At 65.7% G+C, this 24,948-nt stretch carries 25 protein-coding genes; 19 read left to right on the top strand and 6 right to left on the bottom strand.

Annotated features, from left to right (window positions below; translation table 11 throughout):
* Nucleotides 1-66 precede the first annotated feature (66 nt).
* Entirely contained in the window at nucleotides 67-885 is an 819-nt protein-coding gene (locus U9J33_RS15740; protein WP_324696587.1) for a 2-keto-4-pentenoate hydratase, read from the top strand.
* A 56-nt stretch (nucleotides 886-941) separates the two neighbouring features.
* Complete coding sequence (locus U9J33_RS15735; RefSeq protein WP_054439196.1) at nucleotides 942-2,237, top strand: MFS transporter; 1,296 nt, start codon at nucleotides 942-944, stop codon at nucleotides 2,235-2,237.
* 72 nt (nucleotides 2,238-2,309) lie between these two features.
* Here the strand turns inward: U9J33_RS15735 and U9J33_RS15730 are convergent, their stop codons facing one another.
* The 5 genes from U9J33_RS15730 to ccmA all read right to left on the bottom strand — a co-directional run bounded on the left by U9J33_RS15730 (nucleotide 2,310) and on the right by ccmA (nucleotide 6,397).
* Nucleotides 2,310-2,756 (bottom strand): hypothetical protein, encoded by a 447-nt coding sequence (locus U9J33_RS15730; RefSeq protein WP_054439199.1) that lies wholly within the window; start codon nucleotides 2,754-2,756, stop codon nucleotides 2,310-2,312.
* Between the two features lie 435 nt (nucleotides 2,757-3,191).
* Nucleotides 3,192-3,815, bottom strand: a complete 624-nt coding sequence (locus U9J33_RS15725; protein WP_324696585.1) for a carboxymuconolactone decarboxylase family protein — start codon at nucleotides 3,813-3,815, stop codon at nucleotides 3,192-3,194.
* A 50-nt stretch (nucleotides 3,816-3,865) separates the two neighbouring features.
* Nucleotides 3,866-5,032 carry a sulfotransferase family protein gene (locus U9J33_RS15720; protein ID WP_292636829.1) on the bottom strand — a complete coding sequence of 389 codons (1,167 nt, stop codon included), beginning with the start codon at nucleotides 5,030-5,032 and terminating at the stop codon, nucleotides 3,866-3,868.
* A 100-nt stretch (nucleotides 5,033-5,132) separates the two neighbouring features.
* Nucleotides 5,133-5,792: a heme exporter protein CcmB gene (locus U9J33_RS15715; RefSeq protein ID WP_054439205.1), complete on the bottom strand. Its 660-nt coding sequence runs from the start codon at nucleotides 5,790-5,792 to the stop codon at nucleotides 5,133-5,135.
* The gene (gene ccmA, locus U9J33_RS15710) at nucleotides 5,789-6,397 is read right to left on the bottom strand and encodes a heme ABC exporter ATP-binding protein CcmA (RefSeq protein WP_324696581.1); all 609 of its coding nucleotides are present in this window, start codon (nucleotides 6,395-6,397) and stop codon (nucleotides 5,789-5,791) included. Before ccmA ends, U9J33_RS15715 begins: the two co-directional genes overlap by 4 nt.
* Nucleotides 6,398-6,486: 89 nt before the next feature.
* On the opposite strand from ccmA, the gene U9J33_RS15705 reads away from it, so the two are divergent.
* Together U9J33_RS15705 and U9J33_RS15700 are read left to right on the top strand one after the other, a co-directional pair.
* Entirely contained in the window at nucleotides 6,487-6,786 is a 300-nt protein-coding gene (locus U9J33_RS15705; protein WP_185996790.1) for a 4a-hydroxytetrahydrobiopterin dehydratase, read from the top strand.
* A 22-nt stretch (nucleotides 6,787-6,808) separates the two neighbouring features.
* On the top strand, nucleotides 6,809-7,915 hold the full coding sequence (locus U9J33_RS15700; RefSeq protein WP_324696579.1) for an acyltransferase: 1,107 nt from the start codon (nucleotides 6,809-6,811) through the stop codon (nucleotides 7,913-7,915).
* Nucleotides 7,916-7,924: 9 nt separating this feature from the next.
* Here U9J33_RS15700 and U9J33_RS15695 read toward each other — a convergent pair whose 3' ends face one another.
* The gene (locus U9J33_RS15695; protein ID WP_324696577.1) at nucleotides 7,925-8,542 is read right to left on the bottom strand and encodes a DNA-3-methyladenine glycosylase 2 family protein; all 618 of its coding nucleotides are present in this window, start codon (nucleotides 8,540-8,542) and stop codon (nucleotides 7,925-7,927) included.
* 106 nt (nucleotides 8,543-8,648) lie between these two features.
* Here U9J33_RS15695 and U9J33_RS15690 point away from each other — a divergent pair, with 106 nt between their 5' ends.
* From U9J33_RS15690 to murC, 15 genes are all read left to right on the top strand, one after another.
* On the top strand, nucleotides 8,649-8,966 hold the full coding sequence (locus U9J33_RS15690) for a 2Fe-2S iron-sulfur cluster-binding protein (RefSeq protein WP_054439213.1): 318 nt from the start codon (nucleotides 8,649-8,651) through the stop codon (nucleotides 8,964-8,966).
* 189 nt (nucleotides 8,967-9,155) lie between these two features.
* Entirely contained in the window at nucleotides 9,156-10,166 is a 1,011-nt protein-coding gene (locus tag U9J33_RS15685) for a cysteine synthase A (RefSeq protein WP_324696576.1), read from the top strand.
* 40 nt (nucleotides 10,167-10,206) lie between these two features.
* A complete protein-coding gene (locus U9J33_RS15680) occupies nucleotides 10,207-10,542 on the top strand; it encodes a hypothetical protein (RefSeq protein ID WP_324696574.1) in 336 nt (111 codons plus the stop codon).
* Complete coding sequence (locus tag U9J33_RS15675) at nucleotides 10,499-11,341, top strand: Gldg family protein (protein WP_324696572.1); 843 nt, start codon at nucleotides 10,499-10,501, stop codon at nucleotides 11,339-11,341. The genes U9J33_RS15680 and U9J33_RS15675 overlap by 44 nt, the downstream gene beginning before the upstream one ends.
* 325 nt (nucleotides 11,342-11,666) lie before the next feature.
* Nucleotides 11,667-12,164 (top strand): division/cell wall cluster transcriptional repressor MraZ, encoded by a 498-nt coding sequence (locus U9J33_RS15670; RefSeq protein ID WP_324696570.1) that lies wholly within the window; start codon nucleotides 11,667-11,669, stop codon nucleotides 12,162-12,164.
* A complete protein-coding gene (gene rsmH / locus U9J33_RS15665) occupies nucleotides 12,161-13,180 on the top strand; it encodes a 16S rRNA (cytosine(1402)-N(4))-methyltransferase RsmH (RefSeq protein ID WP_132469263.1) in 1,020 nt (339 codons plus the stop codon). The genes U9J33_RS15670 and rsmH overlap by 4 nt, the downstream gene beginning before the upstream one ends.
* A complete protein-coding gene (locus tag U9J33_RS15660) occupies nucleotides 13,177-13,743 on the top strand; it encodes a hypothetical protein (protein ID WP_324696567.1) in 567 nt (188 codons plus the stop codon). Before rsmH ends, U9J33_RS15660 begins: the two co-directional genes overlap by 4 nt.
* Before the next feature lie 98 nt (nucleotides 13,744-13,841).
* Nucleotides 13,842-15,515, top strand: a complete 1,674-nt coding sequence (locus tag U9J33_RS15655; RefSeq protein ID WP_420719888.1) for a peptidoglycan D,D-transpeptidase FtsI family protein — start codon at nucleotides 13,842-13,844, stop codon at nucleotides 15,513-15,515.
* Between the two features lie 10 nt (nucleotides 15,516-15,525).
* Entirely contained in the window at nucleotides 15,526-16,989 is a 1,464-nt protein-coding gene (locus tag U9J33_RS15650) for a UDP-N-acetylmuramoyl-L-alanyl-D-glutamate--2,6-diaminopimelate ligase (RefSeq protein WP_324696563.1), read from the top strand.
* Between the two features lie 6 nt (nucleotides 16,990-16,995).
* Nucleotides 16,996-18,543 carry a UDP-N-acetylmuramoyl-tripeptide--D-alanyl-D-alanine ligase gene (locus U9J33_RS15645; RefSeq protein ID WP_324696561.1) on the top strand — a complete coding sequence of 516 codons (1,548 nt, stop codon included), beginning with the start codon at nucleotides 16,996-16,998 and terminating at the stop codon, nucleotides 18,541-18,543.
* Nucleotides 18,544-18,560: 17 nt separating this feature from the next.
* Nucleotides 18,561-19,631, top strand: coding sequence for a phospho-N-acetylmuramoyl-pentapeptide-transferase (mraY, locus tag U9J33_RS15640; RefSeq protein WP_054439234.1), 1,071 nt, complete (start codon nucleotides 18,561-18,563; stop codon nucleotides 19,629-19,631).
* 10 nt (nucleotides 19,632-19,641) lie between these two features.
* Nucleotides 19,642-21,021 carry a UDP-N-acetylmuramoyl-L-alanine--D-glutamate ligase gene (gene murD / locus U9J33_RS15635; protein WP_324696558.1) on the top strand — a complete coding sequence of 460 codons (1,380 nt, stop codon included), beginning with the start codon at nucleotides 19,642-19,644 and terminating at the stop codon, nucleotides 21,019-21,021.
* The gene (locus tag U9J33_RS15630) at nucleotides 21,021-22,226 is read left to right on the top strand and encodes an FtsW/RodA/SpoVE family cell cycle protein (protein ID WP_054439239.1); all 1,206 of its coding nucleotides are present in this window, start codon (nucleotides 21,021-21,023) and stop codon (nucleotides 22,224-22,226) included. The genes murD and U9J33_RS15630 overlap by 1 nt, the downstream gene beginning before the upstream one ends.
* Complete coding sequence (murG, locus tag U9J33_RS15625; RefSeq protein WP_324696555.1) at nucleotides 22,223-23,512, top strand: undecaprenyldiphospho-muramoylpentapeptide beta-N-acetylglucosaminyltransferase; 1,290 nt, start codon at nucleotides 22,223-22,225, stop codon at nucleotides 23,510-23,512. The genes U9J33_RS15630 and murG overlap by 4 nt, the downstream gene beginning before the upstream one ends.
* Entirely contained in the window at nucleotides 23,509-24,930 is a 1,422-nt protein-coding gene (gene murC / locus U9J33_RS15620) for a UDP-N-acetylmuramate--L-alanine ligase (protein ID WP_324696553.1), read from the top strand. Before murG ends, murC begins: the two co-directional genes overlap by 4 nt.
* The last annotated feature ends 18 nt before the right edge of the window (nucleotides 24,931-24,948 follow it).

Genomic DNA, 24,948 nt, shown 5'->3' with positions numbered 1-24,948 from the left:
AAGTATCGATTTGCTTATGACACCGGTTTCCTTTAACGACGAAATCAGAACAACGAAGGGTTTGGGATGAGTTCGACCGAGCAGGCTCCCCACGAACAGGCACACGCGGTTGCGAGTGCATTCGTGGCGGCACGACGCGAGAAACGCGCATTGACGATCTACCCCGGAGAGGCGCCTACCGACCTGTCGGGCGCCTATGCCATCCAGGACCGCGCCATCGGCCTTGACGGCCGCACGGTGGCCGGCTGGAAGGTCGGCAGGATCAACGCCCCCGAAGACGCGCGCCTCGGCGCGAACCGGCTGTCCGGGCCGATCTTCGCGGATAGCGTGGTCACGGCAAGTTCGGGTGAAGCGCCCGAGATGCCCGTCTTCGCGCAGGGCTTTGCCGCTGCCGAGGCCGAATTCCTCCTGCATGTCGCGCCCGGCTGGAACGGCACGGTGCCGGCGGACGACGCGGAGACGCGCAAGGTTCTCGATGCCGTCCATATCGGCATCGAAGTGGCCAGCTCGCCCTATCCCGGCATCAATGCCGACGGCCCGCCGGTGACGATCTCCGATTTCGGCAACAATGCCGGCATGGTCGTTGGCCCGGCCCTCGAAGGCTGGGAAACCGCCGCCTTCGAGACCATCGGCGTCCGCTTCGAGATCGACGGCGAAACCATCGCCGAGGCAACCACGGCAACGATGCTCGACGGCCCCCTCGGCGCGGTGCGCTTCCTGCTGGCGAACCTTTCGGCCCGCGGCATCGATTGCAGCGGCGGCACCTGGGTTTCGACGGGCGCGGTTACCGGGGTCCACCCGGTCGTGCCGGGGCAGGGCGTGACCGCGCACTTCGAAGGCCATGGCAGCGTGAGCTGCCGGATCGCGGCGGCGGTGCCCGCCTGACAGGACAGATCGATCGGCAGGCCCACAAGAACGCCGCCGAAAAGGGAGCAGGATCAATGGATGCAGGTATCGCTGGAACGGCCAAGGTAGACCGGACCGGCCTTCACCCCACCGCCGGCCGCTATCGCTGGACGATCGTCGCGCTGCTCTTCGCGGCCACGGCGATCAACTATATCGACCGCCAGATGATCGGCGTGCTCAAGCCGACGCTGGCGGGCGAATTCCACTGGAGCGAAAGCGACTTCGCGGAAATCGTCTTCTGGTTCCAGCTTGCCTACGCCATCGGCTACCTCTCGTTCGGCAAGGTGGTCGATGCACTGGGCGCGCGGCTGGGCTACACCATCGCCATCGTCATCTGGACGGTGAGCCACATGGCGCACGGCTTCGCTTCGGGGCTGACCTCGTTCGCCGCCGCCCGCTTCGGCCTGGGGATCGGCGAATCGGGCAACTTCCCGGCCGGTATCCGCGCCGTGACGGACTGGTTCCCGCAGAAGGAACGCGCCTTCGCCATCGGCCTGTTCAATGCCGGGGCCAATGTCGGCGCCATTCTCACGCCGCTGATCGTGCCGCTGCTGGTGCTCTGGTTCGACTGGCGCATGGCGTTCTTCGTCACCGGCATCTTCGGCGTGCTGTGGCTGGGCGCATGGTGGGCGATCTATCGCCATCCCGGCGAGCATGGCCGCGTCACCCCGGCCGAACTCGCCTGGATCCAGCAGGACCCCGCCGATCCGGTCGAGAAGATCGGCTGGGCGCGCCTGCTCACCGTGAAGGAGACCTGGGCCTATGCGCTCGGCAAGTTCCTGATCGACCCGATCTGGTGGTTCTTCCTGTTCTGGCTGCCCGGCTACCTGTTCGAGCGCTATGACCTCGATCTCAAGACCTTCGGCCTGCCGCTGGCGGGGATCTACCTGATTTCCGATCTCGGCAGCGTCGGCGGCGGCTGGCTGTCCTCGAAGCTCATCAAGGCGGGCCGCACGCCCAACTTCGCCCGCAAGATCACGATGCTGATCTGCGCGGTCTGTGTCCTGCCGATCTGGTTCGCGCAGAGCATCGACAGCGTGTGGTCCGCGGTGCTGGTGATCGGGCTGGCCACGGCGGCGCACCAGGCGTTCTCGGCCAACCTCTACACGCTGCCTTCCGACGTGTTCCCGCGCGGTGCGGTGGGCTCGGTGGTCGGCATCGGCGGCACCGTGGGCGCTTTCGGCGGCATGGGGATGGCGCTTTTCGCAGGCTACATCCTCGACGCCACGCACAGCTACGAAGTGCTCTTCGCGATCTGCGCCAGCGCCTATCTGGTGGCGCTGCTGGTGGTCCACCTGCTCAGCCCGAGACTGGCGCCTGCCCAGGTCTGACGGGGGCAGGCCCTGACAGGCCGGTCATCGCGAGAAGGAAGCGGGGGGCCTTGTGCCCCCCGTTTTGCATCTTCAGTCGCGGACGTTCTTCGCCTCGATCGTCTCGCCGGGGAAAATCCCGGCAATGGCCATCGCCGCGCCGAGCTTGGAGAGCGTTTCCAGCATGTCGCCCACGCTGTCCTCGGAAATCACCAGTTCCAGCGTGTCACGGGTTTGCTGGGCGCCCCGGTCACGCAGCGAGGTGATGAGTTCGAGGATCACAGCCTCGTGCTCGGAAACGTGGCTGCAGGCCATCGGGCAGAACGCGAAGGTTTCCAGCGCGTCGCGGTTGAACAGCAGCATCGCGCGGTGGAAGGGCTGGAGGCCGCCGATCATCCGCCACTTGGCGAAAGCGGGGGCCAGAGCCTGTGCCGGGCACTGGCGGCGGCCCAGCGTAGTGACCCAGGCGCGCATGGACCAGACGAGGAAGCGGCAGCCCTCGTCGAGCGAATTCAGGGGGCGATCGACGTACTGATACATGCCTGGTTCTCCATGGGCTTGTATTTGCGAATGATTATCATTAGCTATGTGTACGCAGCTTGTCTTGCCCGTCAAGCCTGCACCAAGGACCTAGGGCCGGCGCTTGTCATGGGGCGCCTGCCTGCCCTTCCTGTCGACTGGGCCGGGGCGATTTCACGCCATGCGCGAGAAACCGCCCCGGCCCATTTTTTACCCTGAAATCCATAGGTTTTCCCTCGGTTCTGCCGGGGATATACCGGCATTTTCCACAGGACTGTCCACGCGGCCGCCGCCGACGAGCCGTGCAGAAAAACGGGTGATATTCCACGCATGAAAAGGCCGCCGTCCGGCTCGGACGACGGCCTGCGAATCGGGGTGATTCGGGAGCGATTCGAATCGCCGAATCGGGAACCCGCAGGCGCCCGCCTTCGGCAAGGGCGCCTGCGAATCGCGCCTCTAGCGGTAGTCGAAACCGCCCTTGGGCTGAATTTTCAGGGAATTCTGCTGCATCGCCGTCATCAGATAGGCACCGATCAGCATCGGAAGCTCCAGCATCTGCATCTCGTCCCAGGTCTTGGCCAGCACGTCCCAGGTCGAATCGCTGACGCAGTGGTCAGCCACGAGTTCCTCCACCGCGCGCAGCATGGCCGATTCGTGTTCGCTCCACCCCGGAGCGGCGGAACCGGCGATCACCCGGTCGATATCCTCGCCATCGATGCCGAACGCCTTGCCGATATCCACATGTTCGCACCATTCGAACGGCGCGCGGGCCAGCAGGGCAAGGCGCAGGATCATCAGTTCGCGTTCGCGGCCGGGGATCGTGCCCTTTGCTGCCAGTTCGATGCCAAGGACCATCTGCCCCTTGAACATGCCGGGATGGCGCAGGGTGATGAGGCTGACATCGGGGAAGGGGCGGCTTTCGGGAATGTGGAAGGCGGCGCGAATCGCGTCGACCTGCTCCTGCCCCTCGGGGCTCACCTCATCGAGCCGCAGCGGCGTGTAGCGCGGCCCGCCGAGGATCGTCTGCGCTTCACGCGCGGCGGCGTCGAACTGCACCGGGCCGCTGATTACTTCGCTCATTGTTGTCACCTGTGGTTTGGCCCCTGGTCGGGCCCGTGGTTTGAGATGCGTCATGCCGCCTCGTCGAACGGGGCCCAGCGCTCCATCCGCGCGAGATATTCGCCGAAATGTCCGCGTATCGCGGCGGGTTCGAGCCCGAAAAGCGCCGGATCGGGCTTGGCCATGCGCTCGCCGCTCTCGTTCGAGGTCCACCACACGGCCATCGCCCGCGCGAACTCGGGGGAGACCGGCTCGCCCAGCCAGTCGTAAAGGCCGCGGACCTCGCCGATCGGATCGCGGAGCATCGCGCGGAAATGGATATCGTGGAACCGATGGTCCCCTCCGGCATCGCGAAAGGCGATCGCGCGCCGCATCGCCTCTGACCAGCACCGCAGGTTGAGCTCGCCGAGATAGCCATGGTCGAGCGTGTCGCTGAACTTGCCGATGATGTCGGCATAGACGGTGGCCACCGAGAGGATCACCTCGCTCGGATCGCGATGCGTCATGACGAAGCGGGCATCCGGATAGGCCGAAACCAGCGCATCCAGATAGAGCATGTGCGTAGGGGCCTTGAGCCGCCAGGGACGGGTGGGCTGGCGCCACTGGAGCAGTTTCAAGGTGCGTTTGTGGTAGGCGTAGGTGCCGTTCAGGTCGGCCTGCATCAGCCAGTCGGAATAGCGGGGAATCCGGGCAAATGCCTGGAAGATCTGGCTCTTGAAATCGAGCGCCATGAGGTCCTGGCACTCCATGGCGCCATCGATCCCGCTGGGGGTACGGGTGCCGCCCTTGAGGTTTTCGTCGGCGGTGCTGGCGGAGACGCCGCGGCGCGGATCGGGGCCTTCGACGGTGCCGGGCGGCGGGCAGGGGCGGCTGCTTTCCCAGACGCGCAGGTAGCGGATCGCCGGGTCGCTGGAGAGCAGGTAGGACAGCGCCGAGGAGCCGGTGCGCGGCAGGCTCACCCCGAACAGCGGTGCGCGGATTTCCTCGTCCTCGATCTCGGGATGGCGGCGATACCAGTCCTCGATTTCCAGCCGCTGCTTGAGGTGAAGGACGATCCGCTCGGCAAGAGCGCTGGCGCCCAAGGCATTCAGCTGCGCTTCGCGGTTTAAGGAATCGACAAGAATTTCAAGGCCTTCGCGAAATCCGTCGTCACCGAAATCGTCAAGGCCGGTTTCCGTTCGGGCCCGGTCGATCAGGTCCCTGTATCCCTGGATCCCCCCCTGAACCATGCGTTCCATCGGCTTTTCTCCCCAGCGCCCGGTTCTTGCCGGATCGGGGCGGCACTATGCGGGGGGTGAGAGCGCGGCGCCAACCGCCGTGGCGATGAAACCGGCCGGTTCAGCCCCGCGCCGCCCGCACGGCCGCGCCGCCTGCGAAGGGGGCGATGGCGAGCAGGACGAGGCTGGCCGCCGCCGTGAGCGCGAGGCCGCTTTCTCCGCCCGTCCCGAGGCTTCCTGCGCCGAAGATCAGCACCGGAACGGCCATCGGGATGACCAGCAACCCGCCCAGCGCTGCACCGCCGCGCAGCCCTGCCGTCAGGGCTGCGACGGTGACGCCCAGCGCCGCAAGGCCGGGGGTTCCGGCCAGCAGGCCGATCTCGACGAGCAGCAGGGTATGCCGCTCCAGCCCCAGCAAAGCCCCGGCAGGCAGGGCGGCGAGCATGAGCGGGGGGCCGAAGCTCAGCCAGTGAGCGAGCACCCGCACCGCGATCACCAGTTCCTCCGAAATCCCGCGCAGGGCCCATTGGTCGAATAGGCCCATCTCGATGTCCGGCTCTACCAGCCGGTCAAGCGGCAGGATCGCGGCGAGCAGCGCCGCCACCCAGATCACCCCGCCCCCGGTCCGCGCCAGCAGCGGCGCGTCGGGGCCGACGGCGAAGGGATAGAGCATGGCGACCGAGAGAAAGAACAGCACCGGCAGCAGCGCCCCGCCGCCGCGTCCGCCCAGCAGCAGACGGGCAAGGTCGCGCCGCAGCAGGGACCAGAAACGCCCGGTCATGCAGCGTACTCCGCCAGCGCCAGACCGCGCATTCCCGGCAGCGCGAAAGGCTGGTGCGAGGCGATCACCGCGATCCCGCCGGCCGCGCAATGCTCGGCGGCGAGCGTTTCGGTGAGCGCCGCGGCATGGGTGTCCAGCCCGTTGAGCGGCTCGTCGAGCAGCCAGATCGCAGCCTTCTGTCCGAGCAGCCGGACCAGGGCGGCGCGCTTCTTCTGCCCGGTGGAGAGATAGCGCACCGGAACGTCGAGAAGCCCCGCGAGGCCGAGGCGGGTGAGATGATCGGCATGCGCCCCGCCCGGCCGGTTGCCATCATCGGGGCTGGCGTCGATCCGCCGCCAGAATGCGAGCGCCGCGCCAAGGGTCTGGCCGGGATCCAGCGCCGGGCGTTCGTCCACCAGGCCGATCGCGCCGCTGGTTGCCACTCGTCCGGCATAAGCCGGCGCCAGACCCGCAACGATGCGCAGGAGGCTTGATTTGCCGATGCCGTTGCTGCCGGTCACCTGAAGCGCCTCGCCGTCCTCAAGCCGCAAGGAGACGCCGCGAAACAGCAGCCTGTCGCCGCGACGGCAGGCGAGATCGTCGATCGCGATGGAGGCCCCTTGCATGGGCTGACGCGATAGTGGAAAGGCCCTCCAGTGCCAAGTTGGTCAAGGCTCTTTTCAGGGCCGAGTTGCCGCCGATGGAGCCTTTCATCATGTCGATTGCCCGCCTCACCGATACCGAACTGCGCGAAGCGCTGGCCGGATTGCCCGCCTGGCACTTGCGCGAGGACGGTCTTGCCATCGTGCGCAAGCTGAAATTCGCCGACTTCAACGAGGCTTTCGGCTTCATGACCCGCGTGGCGATCCAGGCGGACAAGGCCGATCACCACCCCGAGTGGTTCAATGTCTACAACCGCGTCGAGATCACGCTGACCACGCACGATGCCGCGGGCCTGAGCCGCCGCGACGTGGAACTGGCGCGCTTTATCGACGCTGCCGCCCCCGACGCCTGAACGGTCGGGGCGGATGTCGCCGGTGTCCGACGAACGCTTCCTGACACGGCCGCTTTCGGTCGTGCTGGATTTCGTGCGTTTCGGCGCGGCACTGCTGGTCGCGGTGGGACATGCGGTGCAACTGGGGCTCTATCACGGCTGGTTCCCGTTCGGCGTGCGGATGCAGCATTACTGCGTGATCGTGTTCTTCGTGTTGTCCGGCCTCGTCATCAGTACTTCCGTGCTCGGCGGTCGCTCGAACCTGCCGCGCTACGCGGTGGCGCGAATCTCGCGCATCCTGCCGGTTGCGATCCCGTCGCTGATCTTCAGCACGCTTGCGGCATATCTGCTGGCCGGGCCGAGCCCGGTACGGATGGACAACAGCCCGGAAGACGCGCTGGCAGTGACCAGGCAGTTGCTGGCGCCGCTGACCTTCATCAGCGCCTGGCCCGGCGTGGCGGGGCCGGTCTGGAATCCGCCTTACTGGTCGCTCTGCTACGAGGTCTGGTATTATGCGATCTTCGCGTTGGCGGCGTTCCTGCGCGGCTGGTTGCGCGTGATTGCCGTGATCGTCGGCTGTGCGGCGGCTGGCGGGGCGATCCTGCTCCTGATGCCGGTCTGGCTCTTCGGTGTCGCGCTCACACACACGCCTGCCGCGCGGCGTCTCCCGCTGGCGGCGGCTCCGTTTCTTCTGGTCGCGGCGGTCTGGATGGCGCTGGCCTTGTTCGAGATAGACCGGGAGACGCTCAATCCGCTGCTGAAGGCGTGGTGGCCGGGGGACGCCGAATGGTCGCAGTGGGCGCTGTCGGACCTGTTCATGGGCGTGGTCATGACCACCGCGCTTGCCGGTGTGCGCCCGCTCGCGAACCGGCTGGCGAAACCGGTCATGCGGCTGGAAACGGCCGCGAAGACGCTCGCCGGTTTTTCATTCACCCTCTACCTGTTCCACTGGCCGCTGATTCAGCTTTTGCGGTCATGGGGCATCGAGGCCGGGCGCAGTTTTCCGGTGTTCGCCGCACTTGTCGGGCTGATCGTGCTCACTTGTGCGGCCATCTCGATCCTTACCGAGCGCCAGTCGCCAAAGTTGCGGCGCTGGATGGAGGAGCGCTTTCCCCGTGCCTCTGCGCCGGTTGTTACCATCCCGGCCTAGGCGGCGTGCCTAGAGAGCCGGGTTGTTGTAGCAGTGCCAGGTGAAGATCGCCGCCGCACCTCGGTGCGGCCGCCAGCTTTCGGCGATCTGGCGCGTCTGCTTTTCGCTGGGCCTGGCCTCCAGGGTGAGGATTTTGTGCAGCCCCGCCTGAACCGCGAGATCACCGGCAGGCCAGATGTCCGGCCGCCCTTCCGCGAACAGCAGGTAGATTTCGGCGGACCATCGTCCGATCCCCTTGATCCGCACCAGTTGGTCTATGGCCTCGTCGTCGTCTTCCGGCAGATTTTCGAAATCGAGCGTGCCCGCCACAACGAGTTCGCAAAGGCTGCGTGCATATCCCTGCTTCTGGCGTGAGAGCCCGCAGGCCCGCAAGGCGTCGAATTCGGCGGCGAGCAGGACTTCGGGCGCAATGCCTTCGCCCAGCAGCGCTTCCAGCCGGTTCCATACCGATGCCGCCGCCGCAACCGACACTTGCTGGCCGACGATGGTCCGCAGCAGGGTGGCATATCCGGTCGCGCGGATGCGGGGTTCGGGGTAGCCGGCGACATCCAGCGCACGAGCGATGGCAGGTTCCTTGGCAGCAATCGCATCCAGTCCCAGTTTCAGTGCGCCTGCGCTCAAGCCCATTATTCGATTACCTTGCAAAAGGGGGTTGCAGTCATTAGCAGCCGGCCGCAAAGGCCGAAACAAGCATGTTATGATACATGCAGTATCAGAAAGAGGATCGACGAGAATGCCGCAGATCATCGTCATCAATCAATCGGGCGAAGAATCCACCGTCGAGGCCCTCGAAGGCCGCACCCTGATGGAAACGATCCGCGACAGCGGCTTCGACGAGTTGCTGGCTCTCTGCGGTGGCTGCTGCTCCTGCGCAACCTGCCATGTCCACATCGACCCGGCCTTCGCGGACAAGCTGCCCGCGATGAGCGAGGACGAGAACGACCTGCTCGACAGTTCCGACCATCGCAACGAATTCTCGCGCCTTTCCTGCCAGGTTCCGGTCACCGCGGCGCTCGAAGGCTGCAAGGTCACGATCGCGCAGGAAGATTGATCTTTCGGACGGCCTGACGGTCAGGTGAAAAGACCGTCCGGCCGTCCTGAGCGACGAGAGGCCGAGGTGGGGGCGTCTGCATTCCGCCGCAGGCCGGAGCCAGGATCCATTCGCACAAGTCGGATGGTGCCTTCAAAAAACTCTGCAAATCATTTGCGCCTTTCCGCCTGACTTCCTACCTGTGCCGCCATGACTGCACCCATCTCCCAGCGCTCCACTCTCGACCTCATCGGCAACACCCCGCTCGTCCTGCTCAAGGGCCCCAGCGAAGCGGCTGGTTGCGAGATCTGGGGCAAGTGCGAATTCGCAAATCCCGGCGCATCGGTGAAGGACCGCGCGGCCCTCTGGATCGTGCGCGACGCTGAGGCGAAGGGGCTGCTCCAGCCCGGCGGCACCATCGTCGAGGGGACGGCTGGCAATACCGGCATCGGCATCGCGCTCGTCGCCAATGCGCTGGGCTACAAGACGATCATCGTCATGCCCGAGACCCAGTCGCGCGAGAAGATGGACACTCTGCGTGCGCTTGGCGCCGAACTCGTCCTCGTTCCTGCTGCGCCTTTCTCGAACCCCGGGCATTTCGTCCACACCTCGCGCCGCCTGGCAGAAGAGACTCCGGGCGCGATCTGGGCCAACCAGTTCGACAATATCGCCAACCGCAAGGCTCATATCGAAAGCACGGCACCCGAAATCTGGGAACAGATGGACGGCCGCATCGATGGCTTCACATGCGCGGCAGGGACGGGCGGCACGATTGCCGGGACGGGGCTGGGCCTCAAGGCGTTCGACGATGCGATCACCATCGCGCTCACCGATCCGCACGGCGCCGCGCTCTACAACTATTACGCGAACGGCGAACTCAAGGCGGAGGGTTCCTCCGTTGCCGAAGGTATCGGACAGGGGCGCATTACCGCCAACCTCGAAGGCGCGCCGATCGATGCCCAGTTCCGCATCTCGGATGAGGAAGGGCTGGAATGGGTCCGTCGCCTGCTGTCGGAGGAAGGCCTTTGCCTGGGCCTGTCCTCGGGCATCAACGTGGCGGGCGCCGTGGCGCTCGGCCGCAAGCTGGTGGCCGAAGGCAAGGCCGATGCCCGGGTCGCCACAATTCTATGCGACACCGGCTTCCGCTACCTTTCCTCGCTGTACAATCCGGAATGGTTGAAGGCGAAAAATCTGCCTGTCTTCCCATGGCTGGAATCCTGAGGTAAACGATCTGTCGATGGCAGGACACATTCCGCCTACGATGATCGAGCCGATCACGACGCCCCAGCACTTCGTGCCGCCCTCGGCGCGCGAACTGCGTTCGCAGGCGGTACATCGGTTACAAGTGGGGCTGTTCGGCCTCTGCGCCATGCTGCTCATCGTCGGCCTCGCCAATATCATCAACGACCGCACCCGCCTGATCGACACCGAAGATCCCATCCGGCAGGTCGTTGCAGCCGATGCCAAGCCCAAGAAGCAGGCGAGCGACCCGCTTGCCGATATCGGCGTGGTGCCAGCCTCCGACCCCAGTCCGACGCCCACCGGCGAGGTGAGTGATCCGGGCGCGCCGCCCGCATCTCCGGCCGGCGGCCAATAATCTGCGCCCTGTACTGACGTTGCTGGCGGGCGCCTTGGCGCTCGCCTCCTGCGGCGATTCCCGCCCACCTCGCGCCGATCGCGAGGTGGGGCTCTACACCAGCCTGCCAATCCTCTGGGCCGAGAGCGACGACATCCGGGATCTGCTCGCCGCTGACCGGCCGCAGCATTGGGCTGGTCCGGTGCTGTCGGACGCGGGCAAGCTGGTGCCGCTGGACACGCTTGCCGATGCAAACGGCGTCCTTCCGCTGCCGCATGATGGGTTGCTGGTGCTGGCGCAGCCACGTCCATTCTCGCCGCAAGAGAACGTCGCGCTTGATCGCTGGGTGCGTGATGGGGGCAGGGTACTGCTGTTTGCCGACCCCATGCTGACGATGCCCTCCCGCCACGCCCTTGGCGATCCGCGCCGCCCGCAGGACATGGCGATGCTATCGCCCATTCTCGCGCATTGGGGGCTTCGCATGGAGTTCGACGAGGGGCAACCCGCGGGCGAGCGGATGGCGGCAAGCTTCGTCGGCGAGTTTCCCGTGAACCTGGCGGGCCGCTTTCGGTCTTCGGGGAATTCCGGGGATCGGCTCCCGGAATCGGGAAAACACGGGAAGGACGGGAAACCCGGGGATGCGCGGGATGCCTGCCGGATCGAATCCGAAGGGCTGATTGCACGGTGCAAGATCGGGCATGGCCGGGTTTTTGCGGTTTCCGATGCCGCCTTGTTCGAAGAATCACCTGACGTCGGCAGGCAGGCCATTTGCCGGAGAGTGCTCGCCGCGATGATCCTCGGTGCCGAAAGTGGGGATTGACGGGGTTGGAGCGGGGATGAGGCCGATTGATCGCTGAACTAAGGGAAAGTCCCTGAAAATCAGCGATTTTTGTAGTTTCCCATAGTTTAACACTTATCTCCGTGAAGACGAACTGTGCTGAAAATCCGAAGAAATCCGCCGATTAAATCCCGTTGATCCCCACATTTCCCTTTAATCCCCAAAATTCCCGTTATAAAAGCATGGTCAATCGGAATGGCTGAGTCTCGCCGTGCCTTGCTTGCAGGGTCCGGGCCCGATCGCGTGAGCGCGCGGTCGGAGGGTCTCCGTCATGCCCGAGAGGCAACCTTAGGGGCGACAGGGACACATGGCTGGGCAGCCATACATCTACAACGGACAGGGCTTTTCGCTGCTACGCGACAAGAACCGTTTCGTGCTGCCCAATGCGTTCCGCGGCACCGTGCGCGAATCGAGCGGCAAGGATCTGCTCTGCCTGACCACCCACGATCGCTGGCCCTGCCTTGTCGGCTTCGGGCTCTCGCGCATCCAGGATTTCGAACAGGAAATCCGCGAGCAGCAGGAGGTGGCTCTACGTGCCGGCAAGGATTTCGACGCGGAAAAGCGCGCCAGCGACATCTACGCCTCTTATGAAGTGCCGTTCGACGGCAGTGGCCGCTTCGTCCTGCCTGAGGACCTTGCCGCGCTCGCCAATGTAACCGACCAGCTCTACTTCCGCGGCAACGGCCGCTTCTTCACGGTGTGGAGCCCGGAAAACCTCAACAATATGGACGATGGCTGGAAGGCGGCACAGACCGCCTGCGGCAGCCTTGCGGCCAAGGAACTTCAGAAAGCTTCGAAGAAATGAGCGCCTCTCGCACCATACCCGAGGGCGTTCCCCACGTTCCTGTGCTCCTGGAGGAGGTCGTCGCCGCCCTGAACCCCCAGGGCGGCGACGTCATCGTCGACGGTACCCTGGGCGCGGGCGGCTACACACGCCGGCTGCTCGATGCGGGCGCGACCGTGCATGCCTTCGACCGCGATCCCGACGCCATCGCCGCGATCGAGCAGAACCGTGCGAAATGGCCGGAGCTGGACACCGTTCCGCCGCGGCTCGTGCTGCATCCGCGCCGGTTCTCCGAAATGGCGGAAAGCCTGATCGAGGCGGGGATCACGCAAGTGGACGGCGTGGTCATGGATATCGGCGTGTCCTCGATGCAACTGGATCAGGCCGAGCGCGGCTTTGCCTTCAGCGCCGATGGGCCGCTCGACATGCGCATGAGCCAGGCCGGGCTCTCTGCAGCGGATTTCGTGAACGAGGCCGACGAGGCCGAGATCGCCGACGTGCTCTACCTTTACGGCGAGGAGCGCCAGTCGCGCCGCGTAGCCCGCGCGATCGTGGCCGCGCGTCCGATCGAGACCACGGGCGAACTCGCCCGCGTGGTCCGCAAGGCGGTGGGCTATAATGCCAATTACAAGGGAGCTTCCGCGCCGAAGGATCCGGCGACGCGCAGCTTCCAGGCAATCCGTATCCACGTGAACGGAGAGCTCGACGAACTCGATGCCGGGATGGAAGGGGCTGAAACGCTGCTGCGCGCCGGGGGGCGGCTGGCAATAGTGACCTTCCACAGTCTCGAGGACCGCAAGGTCAAGCGCTTCCTGAGAGATGCCGCCGGTCAGGCCAAGAGCACCTCGCGGCATCTGCCGCAAGTCGGCTCCGGCCCGCAGGCGACGTTCGCGCAAGTGGCGAAGGCCGTGCGGCCGGGGGAGGCGGAACTTGCCGCCAATCCCCGTTCCCGATCCGCAACCCTGCGCGCCGCGCTGCGCACCGATGCTCCCCCAAGAACGCCAGATGGCCGTAAAGACCACAGGAGTGCCTCATGAACCTCACTCGCGATCGCGTCCATTCGATTGGATGGATTTCCGTGTTGCTGGTCTGCGGCGCGCTGACGATCGGCCTGACCTTGCGCGTGAACGCGGTGAAGAGCCAGGTCCACGATACCGAGAAGCGGATCGTGTGGGTTCAGCAGGACATCAATTTCCTGGAGACCGAGTTCCAGACCCGCTCGAACCAGCAGGCGCTCAAGGAACTCAACGACCTGGAGTTCGGCTACAAGGCGCCCACGGCGGGCCAGTACATCGAAGGCGAGCGCCAGCTTGCCGCGCTCGGCATGCCGGTCGGCCCCGGTGCGCCGGCTCCGATCCGCTACGCCAATGCCGACACGGCGGGCGATCCGGCGCAGGGCCAGGGCGATGCTTCGAACGGCGGGTTGCTCGCGATGGTTTCGCCTGTGACGGGGGCGACCGCCGCCGCGCTTCCGGCAGCCGAGGCCAAGGGCGCCGGTGGCAAGAGCCGCGACCCGGAACGAGATCAGCTCGCGCGTGATGCTGCCGCGCTCGGCAGCCGCCTGGCGCGGATCGAGGTGGCGGAGGCTGCCCAGCAGTGAACGCCCCGGCCTTCCCGATCGGAGCGATCCCCACCACGGTCTCGACCGGCCGGCGCAAGCTGTTCAACGTCCGGCAGCAATCGCTGCTGGTCGCGAAGATGCGCACGCTCTGGATTCTGGGGGTTTTCACGCTCGTCGGGTTGCTGGCGCTTTTCCGTATCCTTTACCTTGGCGTAACCGGCCCGTCGGTGCGCGGTGGCGACCTGTCCGATCTGCTGGTTCCGCAGCGGGGCGAGATCGTCGACCGCAATGGCGTGCCGCTGGCCCGCGAGTTCCGGACTTATTCGCTGTGGTTCAACCCCAAGGCGATGAGCGCCGGTTCCGCGCTGGTCCACACGCCGGCCCAGGTCGCTGACGGCCTGATCCGCATCTTCCCCGATCTCGACCGGGCCGAGCTTATCGCCAAGCTTTCGTCGGACAAGCCTGGCTATCTGCGCAAGTCGATCCTTCCCGAGGACGCAAACAAGGTTCACGCGCTGGGCGAGCCGGCGCTCGAATACCCGCAGGAAGCCACGCGCTTCTACCCGCAGGGTTCGATGGCGGCCTCGGTGCTCGGTTATGTCGATACTTTCGGCAAGGGCCAGGTCGGCATGGAGCAGGCTTTCGACAAGCAGCTCACCAGCCCTGAAGGGCGTGCCAACCCTGCAGTGCTCTCGATCGACTTCCGCGTGCAAAGCGCGCTGGAAGATGAACTGGGCAAGGGCATGGCGCTGAGCAAGGCGAAGGGTGCGGCCGGCGTCATTCTCGACGTGGATACCGGCGAGATCCTGGCGCTGGCGTCGCTGCCCTCGTTCGATCCGAACCACGTCCAGCCCAGCGATCTCGTCATCACCGAGGAGCAGGCGCGGGACGGCAACGTGCCGCGTGGTTTCAACCGCGTGACCAACCAGGTCTACGAACTCGGTTCGACCTTCAAGCCGATCACCGTCGCTGCCGCGCTCGACGCGGGCACGATCACCGACTTGCGCCGTCGCTGGCCGGCAACGCCGCTTCACGTCGGCAAGTTCACGATCCATGACCTGCACAACTACGGCAGTTCGCTGAACGTGCTGGAAACGCTGATCCACTCGTCGAACACGGTCACGGCCCATATCGCGGACGAGCTTGGCGGCGAGCGGCTCAAGAAGACCATGGAATCGCTGGCGATGAACCAGCGTCCCTATGTCGAGCTGCCTGCGCGCGGCTTCCCGCTGTGGCCGCGTGGTGAATGGCCGCGTCTGCGTACGATGACGGTTGCTTATGGCCACGGTATCGCCGTGACGCCGCTGCATCTCGCCTCGGCTTATGCCTCGCTCGTCAACGGCGGCATCTGGCGTCCGGCGACGCTCAAGAAGCTTGAGCCATCGCAGGTTCCTGCCGGTCGCCGCGTGTTCACCGCCGCGACCAGCGCGCGCATGCGCCAGCTCCTGCGCATGATCGTGTCCTACGGCACCGGCCGCAAGGCCGACGCGCCGGGATTCCGTGTCGGGGGCAAGACCGGATCGGCCGAAAAGCCGGGCGTCGGCGGTTACCGCAAGCACTCGCTGGTGGCGACCTTCGCCGCCGCCTTCCCGATGGACCGCCCGCGCTACGTCGTCATCGCCATGATGGACGAGCCACAGGGTACCGAGGCAACCTCGTTCCAGCGCACTGCCGCGTGGAACTCGGCGCCGGTGATCCAGCGCGTGGTCCCGCGCATCGGGCCGCTGCTGGGCATCATGCCCGACGAAACCCGCGACATCGACATTTCCGACCTCAAGCCGCTGATCCCGGCCGGAACCGCTGAAGAGTGAGCCTGGAAGAATGAAATTGACTGCCCTCTGCGCTGCTGCCGATGTTCCTCTGGCCGAGGGCGCTGATGCCAATGTGACCGGCTTTGCCATCGATCACCGCAAGGTCGCGCCCGGCACGGTGTTCGGCGCGTTCCGGGGCGCCAGGTTCAACGGCGAAGATTATATCACCGCCGCCATCGAGGCTGGCGCCGTAGCTGTCGTGGCGCATCGCGATGCCAGGGTCGAAGGTGCGGTGCACTTCGCCGATCCCGAGCCGCGCCGTCTCTTCGCGCGACTTGCCGCGCCGTTCTTCCAGCCCGTGCCGGAGACGCTGGTGGCCGTCACCGGCACCAACGGCAAGACCTCGACCGTGGAACTGACCCGTCAGATCTGGCGCATGGCCGGCCAGCGCGCCGCCTCGATCGGTACGCTCGGCGTCACCACCAGCGACGAAACGGTTTCCACCGGCCTCACCACTCCGGATATCGTGACTTTCCTGGCCAACCTCACTGGTCTTGCGCGCGAGGGTGTTTCCCACGTCGCTTACGAAGCGTCGAGCCACGGTCTTTCGCAGTTCCGCATCGAGGGACCGCGCGTGGCGGCGGGCGCCTTCACCAACCTCTCGCGCGACCATCTCGACTACCACGCAGACATGGACGACTATTTCGCGGCGAAGATGCGCCTGTTCGACGAAGTGGTCGTCGATGGCGGCACCGCCGTGATCTGGGCCGACGATCCGTGGTCCGACAAAGCCATTGCCCACGCCGAGCAGCGCGGGCTCAAGACGTTCACCGTGGGTGCCAAGGGCACCAGCATCCGCCTCTCGGGTCGCAAGCCGGGCGGACTCGGCCAGAAGCTGGAGCTCGAGCATGAGGGCAAAGCCTACGTGCTCGAGCTCCCGCTGATCGGCGCCTATCAGGCGGCAAATTCGCTTGTCGCGGCGGGGCTGGTGCTGGCCAGCGGCGGCGATGCGCACACGACGTTCGATGCCCTGAAGCGGCTCGTGACCGTGCGCGGGCGGCTGGAGCGTGCGGCGATTTCCTCGGTAGGCGCGCCGGTCTATGTCGACTATGCGCATACGCCCGATGCGCTGGAAGCGGCGATCGCGGCGCTCCGTCCCCATGTGGAAGGACGCCTGATCGTGGTATTCGGCGCGGGCGGCGACCGGGACCAGGGCAAGCGGCCGGAAATGGGCCGGGTGGCCAGCGAGGGTGCGGACGTGGCGATCGTCACTGACGACAACCCGCGCGGGGAAGACCCGGCGGCAATTCGCGCCATGATTCTCGCCGGAATGAGCGGCGGCGCGCGAGAAATCGGCGATCGGCGCGAGGCGATCGGTGCGGCCATCGCCGAAGCCGGGCGGGGGGACATCGTCCTCATCGCCGGCAAGGGGCACGAACAGGGGCAGATCATCGGCAGCGGCGATGCAGTGCGCGTCCTGCCATTCGACGACGTCACCGTGGCCAGGGAAATGTCTGGTCCGCAGGGAAGGTAGTAGGCGATGAATGCTGTAGCCCGGATCCTCGAGTGGCCCAGCGATGCGGCCGAGGAAAACCCGCTCTCTCCGTGGCCTCTCGCGCTTTGGGACTCGGCCACGCTGGCGCGGGTTCTGAAGGGTACGGCCAGCGGTGACTTCACCGTTTCCGGCGTCGAGATCGACAGCCGCGACGTCGAGCCCGGCGACCTGTTCTTCGCGCTCAAGGGCGAGGCCATGGACGGTCATCGCTTCGTCGATGGGGCTTTTGCCAAGGGTGCGGCTGCAGCCGTGGTCGATCGGCCGGTCGATGGTCCCCACATCCTGGTGGAGGACACGACCGAGGCGCTGGAGCGGCTGGGGGCCGCCGCGCGCATCCGGTCGCGCGGGCCGATCATCGGCGTGACGGGTTCGGTCGGAAAGACCGGCGTGAAGGAGGCGATCTGGGCTGCGCTCGACCGCGCCAGCCGGGGTGATGCCCATCGTTCGGTCAAGAGCTACAACAACCATGTCGGCGTTCCGCTGAGCCTTGCGCGAATGCCCGCGCGTGCGCGTTTCGGCATTTTCGAGATGGGAATGAACCACGCCGGCGAAATTGCCGGGCTGACCCGCCAGGTCCGTCCGAACGTCGCGGTCATCACTACCATCGCGCCCGCCCACATCGAGATGTTGGGTTCGATGGAGGCCATCGCCGACGCCAAGGCGGAAATCTTCGAAGGGCTGGAGAAGGGCGGCGTGGCCGTGATCCCGGCCGACAGCCCCTATTTCAACAGGCTGAAGGAAGCCGCGCTCGAAGCGGGCGCGCAAGTGGTCTCCTTCGGCAAGGCGCGAGACGCCGACGTGCGGTTGCTGGATGCGGTTCCGGCGATCGGAGGCGGCTCGCTGGTGACGATCGACATGGGGGACCGGCGGGTTTGCTACACCGTCGCCTCGCCCGGTGAACATCATGTGATCAATTCGCTCGCGGTCATGGCCGCGGTACGCGGGGTCAAGGGAGACCTCGGTGCCGCAGGCGTGGCGCTCGCCGAAATGGGCGGGTTGCCTGGGCGCGGCGCCCGGCTTCAGATCGACGTTCCGGGTGGGGAGCCCGGCGCCGAACCCAATGCTGACGGGCGCCGCGCCGCTTCCGCGAAGGCCTTGCTGATCGACGAGAGCTACAACGCCAATCCCGCCTCCATGCGCGCGACGCTGGACCAGCTTGGCCGCACGCCGGCGCACCGCCGTATTGCCGTGCTCGGCGCGATGAAGGAACTGGGCAGCCACGGCCCTGACTATCACGCCGCGCTTGCCGGCCCGATCCGCGAAGCGGGTGTCGATTACGCCGTGCTGGTGGGCGAGGAGATGGCCCCGCTCGCAAAAGCCCTTGAAGCGGGGGAGAATTCCGGGGAACTGGGGAAATCCGGGGCGCTTCCGCTTGGCAAGGACGTGCCCTTCGCGCATTGCCTGACTGTGCGGGAAGCTGTCGACGCTCTGCGCGAATTCGGTCTCGAACGGGATGACGTCATCCTGGTCAAGGGCTCGAACTCGGTGGGCCTGGCTTCCCTGGTGACCGCGCTCGACAAACAGGAAGGGTAGGGGGGCTCCCCCGCAAGATGCTGTATCTCATCGCAGAATGGTTCCATTTCGAGGGACTGTCCAACCTCTTCCGATACCAGTCGTTCCGGTCGGGCGCGGCGCTGATGACGGCGCTGGGCATCGGGCTGCTGATCGGCCCGCGCTTCATCAACATGCTGCGCGTACGTCAGGGCAAGGGGCAACCGATCCGCGAGGACGGCCCGCAAAGCCACCTTGCCAAGCGCGGCACCCCCACGATGGGCGGGCTCATGATCCTCACTGCGCTGGTCAGCGCGATGATCCTGTTCATGGACGTGAAGAACCCGTTCGTCTGGGCCTGTGTCGCCGTCACGGTGGGCTTCGGCATCATCGGCTTCCTCGACGATTACGACAAGGTGGCCAAGCGCAGCACGGCCGGCCTGTCGAGCAAGCTGCGGCTGGCGCTCGAATTCGTGGTTGCGGGGATCGCCTCGTACATCATCGTCAGCCAGCTCAATACGAACCTCTACGTGCCGTTCCTTTCGGGGCGCTATATCCCGCTCGGCCCGTTCTATTACGTCTTTGCGGCCGTGGTGATCGTGGGCGCCGGCAATGCGGTGAACCTGACCGACGGTCTCGACGGCCTTGCCACGATGCCGGTGGTGATCGCGGCCGGCACTTTCGCGATCATCTGCTACCTTGCCGGCCGCGTGGACTATGCCAACTACCTTGGCATCCCGCACGTGCCGCGCGCAGGTGAACTGGCGGTATTCTGCGCCGGCATCATCGGGGCCTGCCTCGCCTTCCTGTGGTTCAACGCGCCGCCTGCAGCCGTTTTCATGGGCGACACCGGCAGCCTTGCACTGGGCGGCGCACTGGGCGCCATCGCCGTTGCCGCGCACCACGAGATCGTGCTGGCCATCGTCGGCGGCCTGTTCGTGCTGGAGGCTGTTTCGGTCATAATCCAGGTCTTCTGGTTCAAGCGGACCGGTCGCCGCGTGTTCCGCATGGCGCCGATCCACCACCACTTCGAGCAGAAGGGCTGGAAGGAATCCACCGTTGTCATCCGCTTCTGGATCATTTCGATCGTCCTTGCGGTGATCGGCCTTTCGACGCTCAAGCTACGATGAGGCGCCCGACGTGATCGTCTCCCCCGCCTTCGCCGGAAAACGCTATGCGGTCCTAGGGCTCGCGCGCTCGGGCCTCACCGCGGTCGAGACGCTGCTGGCGAGCGGCGCTCACGTCATGGCCTGGGATTCGCGCGAGGAACCGCGCCAGGCGCTCTGCGCACGCAGCCAGGACGAGAGCATCGAAGTGGCCGATCCGGTCACGGCTGATCTTACCGGCTATGACGGCGTCATCGTCTCGCCCGGCGTTCCGCTGAACAAGCATCCGATCGCCGAGGTCGCGCGCCGTCAGGACGTGCCGGTAATCGGCGATATTGAGCTTTTCGCACTGGCGCGCACGATCGTGCCCGGCGAGGGCGGTTTGCCTGCGCACCGCGTGGTGGGCATCACCGGCACCAACGGCAAGTCCACCACGACCTCGCTGGTCCACCACCTTCTCGAAAGCGCCGGAGTGCCCGCGCGCGTCGGCGGCAACATCGGCGTGCCGGTGCTTGGCGAAGTTCCGCTGCCCGAGGGCGGCGTCTATGTGCTGGAACTGTCGAGCTACCAGATCGACCTCACCCGCAGCCTCGATTGCGACGTGGCGGCGCTGCTCAACATCACGCCCGACCATCTCGATCGCTACGATGGTTTCGAGGCTTATGCGGCCTCGAAGGCCCGCCTGTTCGAGATGCAGGATGCCGCCCGTCCGGCCATCTTCGGCACGGGCGACCGCGAGACTTCCGATGTTGCCGAGGCAGAGGAGGCGCGCCGCGCGGCCGGCCTCGTGCGCCGGGTCGACGGGCAGGGTCTCGTCGCGCTGCAAAAGGACTGGCCTTCGCTGCAAGGCCCGCACAACCTTCAGAACGCGGCCGTAGCGGTCGCCATCGTAGAGGCGCTGGGCATTCCCGCCGAGCAGTGGGAACCGGCGCTGCGCACGTTCAGCGGATTGCCGCACCGCATGGAGCGCGTGGCCGAGGCGAACGGCGTCCTTTACATCAATGACAGCAAGGCCACCAACCCGGCCTCGACCGCGCCTGCGCTTGCTGCGTTTCCGCCTGATCCGGCGCCGCGCATCCACTGGATTCTGGGCGGTCTGCCAAAGGGCGACGACCTTGACGAGTGCGCGCCTTTCTTCGGCAATGTGGCGGCCGCCTATACCATCGGCGATGCCGGCCCGCGCTTCGCCGAGATCCTGACGCCATTTACTGAAGTCCATCGCAGCGAGATGATGGCCGAGGCAATCCGCGAGGCCATGGCCCGCGCGAAGCCCGGCGATGTCGTCATGCTGTCTCCGGCTTGCGCCAGTTTCGATCAGTTCCGCGACTATGAGGCGCGCGGCCTGGTGTTCCGCCAGATCGTCGAGGCGCTGCTCGAGGCGCAGGGCGAAGATGCCGATGGGGTGAAACACTGATGGCCACGATCGCGCCCGGCACCGGAGCGGTTCCCGCGAACACACGCTACAACCGCAACCGCCGGGGGCAACTCGCGATCTGGTGGCAGGAGATCGACCGCAGCGTGCTTGCGCTGGTGCTGATCCTGATGGGGATCGGCGCGGTGGCGGTGGCGGCGGGCTCTCCGGCGAGCGCGCGGCGCCTTTCGACGGCGCACGAGAAGCTTTCGCAGCTGCACTTCTTCTGGCTGCACCTGCGGTGGCAGTTCGTGGGCCTTTGCGCGATGTTCTGGGCTTCCAGCCTGTCGAAGGACAGTGCGCGCCGGGTCGGCATCCTCATCGCGGCCGTCATGCTTGTCGGGCTTGTGCTGGTCCCGGTGGTCGGTTCCGAAGTGAATGGCGCGCGGCGCTGGCTGAAGCTGGGGATCTCGATCCAGCCTTCGCAGTTTCTGGGATCGGGCTTTCCGATCCTGCTGGCCTGGATCCTCTCGTGGCGCGCGCGTGATCCGCATATTCCGGTGGTTGCGATCTGCTTCTGCCTGATGGGCCTGCTGGGCGCGCTGCTGATGGCGCAGCCCGATTTCGGTTCGACCATGCTGTTTTCAGGCACGTTCTTCGTGATGATCCTGCTGGCCGGTATCCAGCTCAAGCGCATCGGCATGTTCGCGGGCGTGGGCATCGGCGGCCTTGTCCTGATGTACTTCACCTATGACAACGGGCGTAATCGCATCGATTCCTTCCTGTCGGGCGGGAATGCCTTCGATCAGGTGGACCTCGCGCAGCGCACCTTGCTCAACGGTGGATGGTTCGGACAGGGTTTCTGGATGGGCATCAGGAAGATGGCGCTGCCCGAAGCCCATACCGACTATATCTTCTCGGTGATCGGTGAGGAATTCGGCCTGATCGCCTGCATCATCATCGTTATGATCTATCTTGCGCTGCTGACCCGCGTGATGCTGCGCCTGGTGGACGAGGAAGACCTTTTCACGGTACTCGCGGCAGCCGGGATCGGCTCGCAGTTCGGGGGGCAGGCCTTCATCAACATCCTCGTCAACCTGCAACTCTTCCCTTCCAAGGGCATGACCCTGCCGCTGATCAGCTATGGCGGTTCGTCCACGGTGGCCATGTGCATGACGGTGGGGCTGCTGCTGGCGATCACGCGCCGCAATCCGTTCATCAAGCGCGAGAGGTTCTCGCTTCGCGCCGTTGGAGACTTTTCTTCATGAGTTCGGCCGTAAAAGGCTCGGTAAGCCGCCACTACGTCCTTGCCGCGGGCGGGACGGGCGGGCACCTCATTCCCGCATTCGCGCTCGCCGCCGAACTGGATCGGCGCGGGCATCACGTCGCGCTCATCACGGACGAGCGGGGCGCGGCGATTCCGGGCAAGCCTGACTATCTGCCTGCCCATGTCCTGCCGCAGGGCCGGATCGCTGGGAAAAACCCGCTGAACTGGCTCAGGGGCGCCAAGGGCATTCTTTCCGGCCGCGCCATGGCGCTGCGCCTGTTCGAAAGTTTCGAACCGACCGCCGTGGTGGGCTTCGGCGGCTATCCAGCGCTGCCGACCATGCTGGCTGCCAACTCGGCTAAAATCCCGACTATCCTGCATGAGCAGAATTCGGTGCTGGGCCGTGTAAACCGTTACTTTGCGGGCAAGGTGAACGCCATCGCCACGGCTTTCGAGCAAGTTGACATGCTCGATCCCAGGTTTTCGGACAAGGTGACGCTGGTCGGCAATCCGGTGCGGGACGAAGTCCTGGCCCTGCGTGACGCGCCGTTCCCCGAATTCGGCGAGGACAGCCTGCTGCGCATCCTCGTGACCGGCGGAAGCCAGGGCGCTCGCGTGCTGTCGCAAGTCGTGCCCGATGCTCTCGCGATGCTGCCACCCACCTTGCGTTCGCGCCTCCAGGTCATCCAGCAGTGCCGCGCCGAGGATATCGAAGGCGTCCGTGCGCGCTATGTAAACCACGGTATTCCGGCCGAACTTGCGACCTATTTCGAGGACATGGCCGAGCGCCTTGCCGGTGCGCACTTGTTCATCGGACGCTCTGGCGCGTCGACCATCGCGGAACTGACCGATGTGGGCCGTCCTGCGATCCTGATTCCGCTGCCTTACGCAACCGACGACCACCAGACCGCCAATGCGCGCGAGATCGTGGCTGCGGGCGGTGCGCGTGTGATCCGCCAGCCGGCGATCACCACCGAGGATGCGGACACTTACAGCGGCGAACGGCGCAATGCGCTTCTGAAGGAGCAGGCCGACCTGTTCCAGAAGATGGCCAAGGAAGTCTGCCTGCAGATCCAGGCCATCGCCCAGAATCCCGAAACGCTGGCCAATGCCGCGCATGCCGCATGGAACTGCGGCTATCCCAATGCCGCCAGCGATCTTGCCGATCTTGTCGAAGGCTTCGGCGCCACCCCGATAATGGACGTAATTCGAATGGAGAAGGCCATGCCCGCCAAGGGCGGCGAAGCCCTTGCCAAGAGCAAGCTGGTCAAGGAATCCGTGCAGTGAGGGGCGTCGGCACTGACATCGGCACGATCCACTTCGTGGGCATCGGCGGCATCGGCATGTCGGGCATCGCCGAAGTGATGCACAACCTCGGCTACTCGGTGCAGGGCTCCGACATCGCCGAGGGCTATGTGGTAGAGGGCCTGCGCGGGCGCGGGATCAAGGTCATGATCGGGCAGTCGGCGGAGAACGTCGAAGGCGTGGCCGTGGTCGTCACCTCGACCGCCGTGAAGCGCGATAATCCCGAAGTTGTCCATGCGCTCGAAAACCGCATTCCCGTGGTCCGCCGCGCCGAGATGCTGGCCGAACTGATGCGCCTCAAGAACACCGTGGCGGTGGCTGGCACTCACGGCAAGACCACGACCACGTCCATGGTTGCGGCGCTGCTCGATGCGGGCGGGGTCGATCCCACCGTCATCAACGGCGGCATCATCAATTCCTACGGTTCGAACGCGCGCCTCGGCGCCTCGGACTGGATGGTGGTGGAAGCCGACGAGAGCGACGGCTCGTTCCTGCGCCTCGATGGGACTATCGCCGTCGTCACCAATATCGATCCCGAGCATCTCGATCACTACGGCTCGTTCGACAAGGTGAAGGATTCCTTCGTCGAATTCATCGAGAACGTGCCCTTCTACGGCGCGGCGATGCTCTGCATCGACCACCCGGAAGTGCAGGCGATCATCCCCAAGATCCGCGACCGCCGCGTGGTGACTTACGGCTTCTCCGCTCAGGCCGACATTCGGGGCGAGAACGTGACGCCCATTCCCGGCGGCAACCGCTTCGACGTGGCGCTGCGCCAGCGGGACGGCTCGTTCCGCAGGATCGAGGGCATCGAACTGCCGATGCCGGGCCGCCACAACGTCCAGAATGCGCTCGCCGCTGTCGGCGTCGCGGTGGAGATGGGTTGCTCGGAAGAGTGCATCCAGACCGGCTTCTCGAAATTCGGCGGCGTGAAGCGCCGCTTCACCAAGGTCGGCGAAATCGAGGTGGATGGCGGTGTCGTCACCGTGATCGATGACTATGGCCACCATCCGGTCGAGATACGCGCCGTGCTCGCCGCTGCGCGCGAAGGCGTGCGCAATCGCGTGATCGCCGTGGTCCAGCCGCACCGCTTCACGCGCCTGCGTGACCATATGGAAGACTTCGAAGGCGCCTTCAACGATGCCGACGTGGTTTATGCCGCGCCGGTCTACGCAGCGGGCGAGCAGCCGATCGAAGGCGTCGATTCCGAGCACATGGTCTCGGGCATGAAGGCGCGCGGGCACCGCTCGGCGCAAGTCGTGGCTGGCCCCGACGCACTGGCCGATGTGCTGGCAACCTCGATCCAGCCGGGCGACATGATCGTCTGCCTCGGCGCAGGTGACATCACCAAGTGGGCGGCAGGTCTGGCCGATGCCGTGTCCAAGCGGAGGGCCGCGTGATTGCTAAACAGCGCGAAG

The organism is Novosphingobium sp. RL4, assembly GCF_035658495.1.
Classification (GTDB): Bacteria; Pseudomonadota; Alphaproteobacteria; order Sphingomonadales; family Sphingomonadaceae; genus Novosphingobium.
This window is presented reverse-complemented; position numbering and strand designations above follow the sequence as displayed.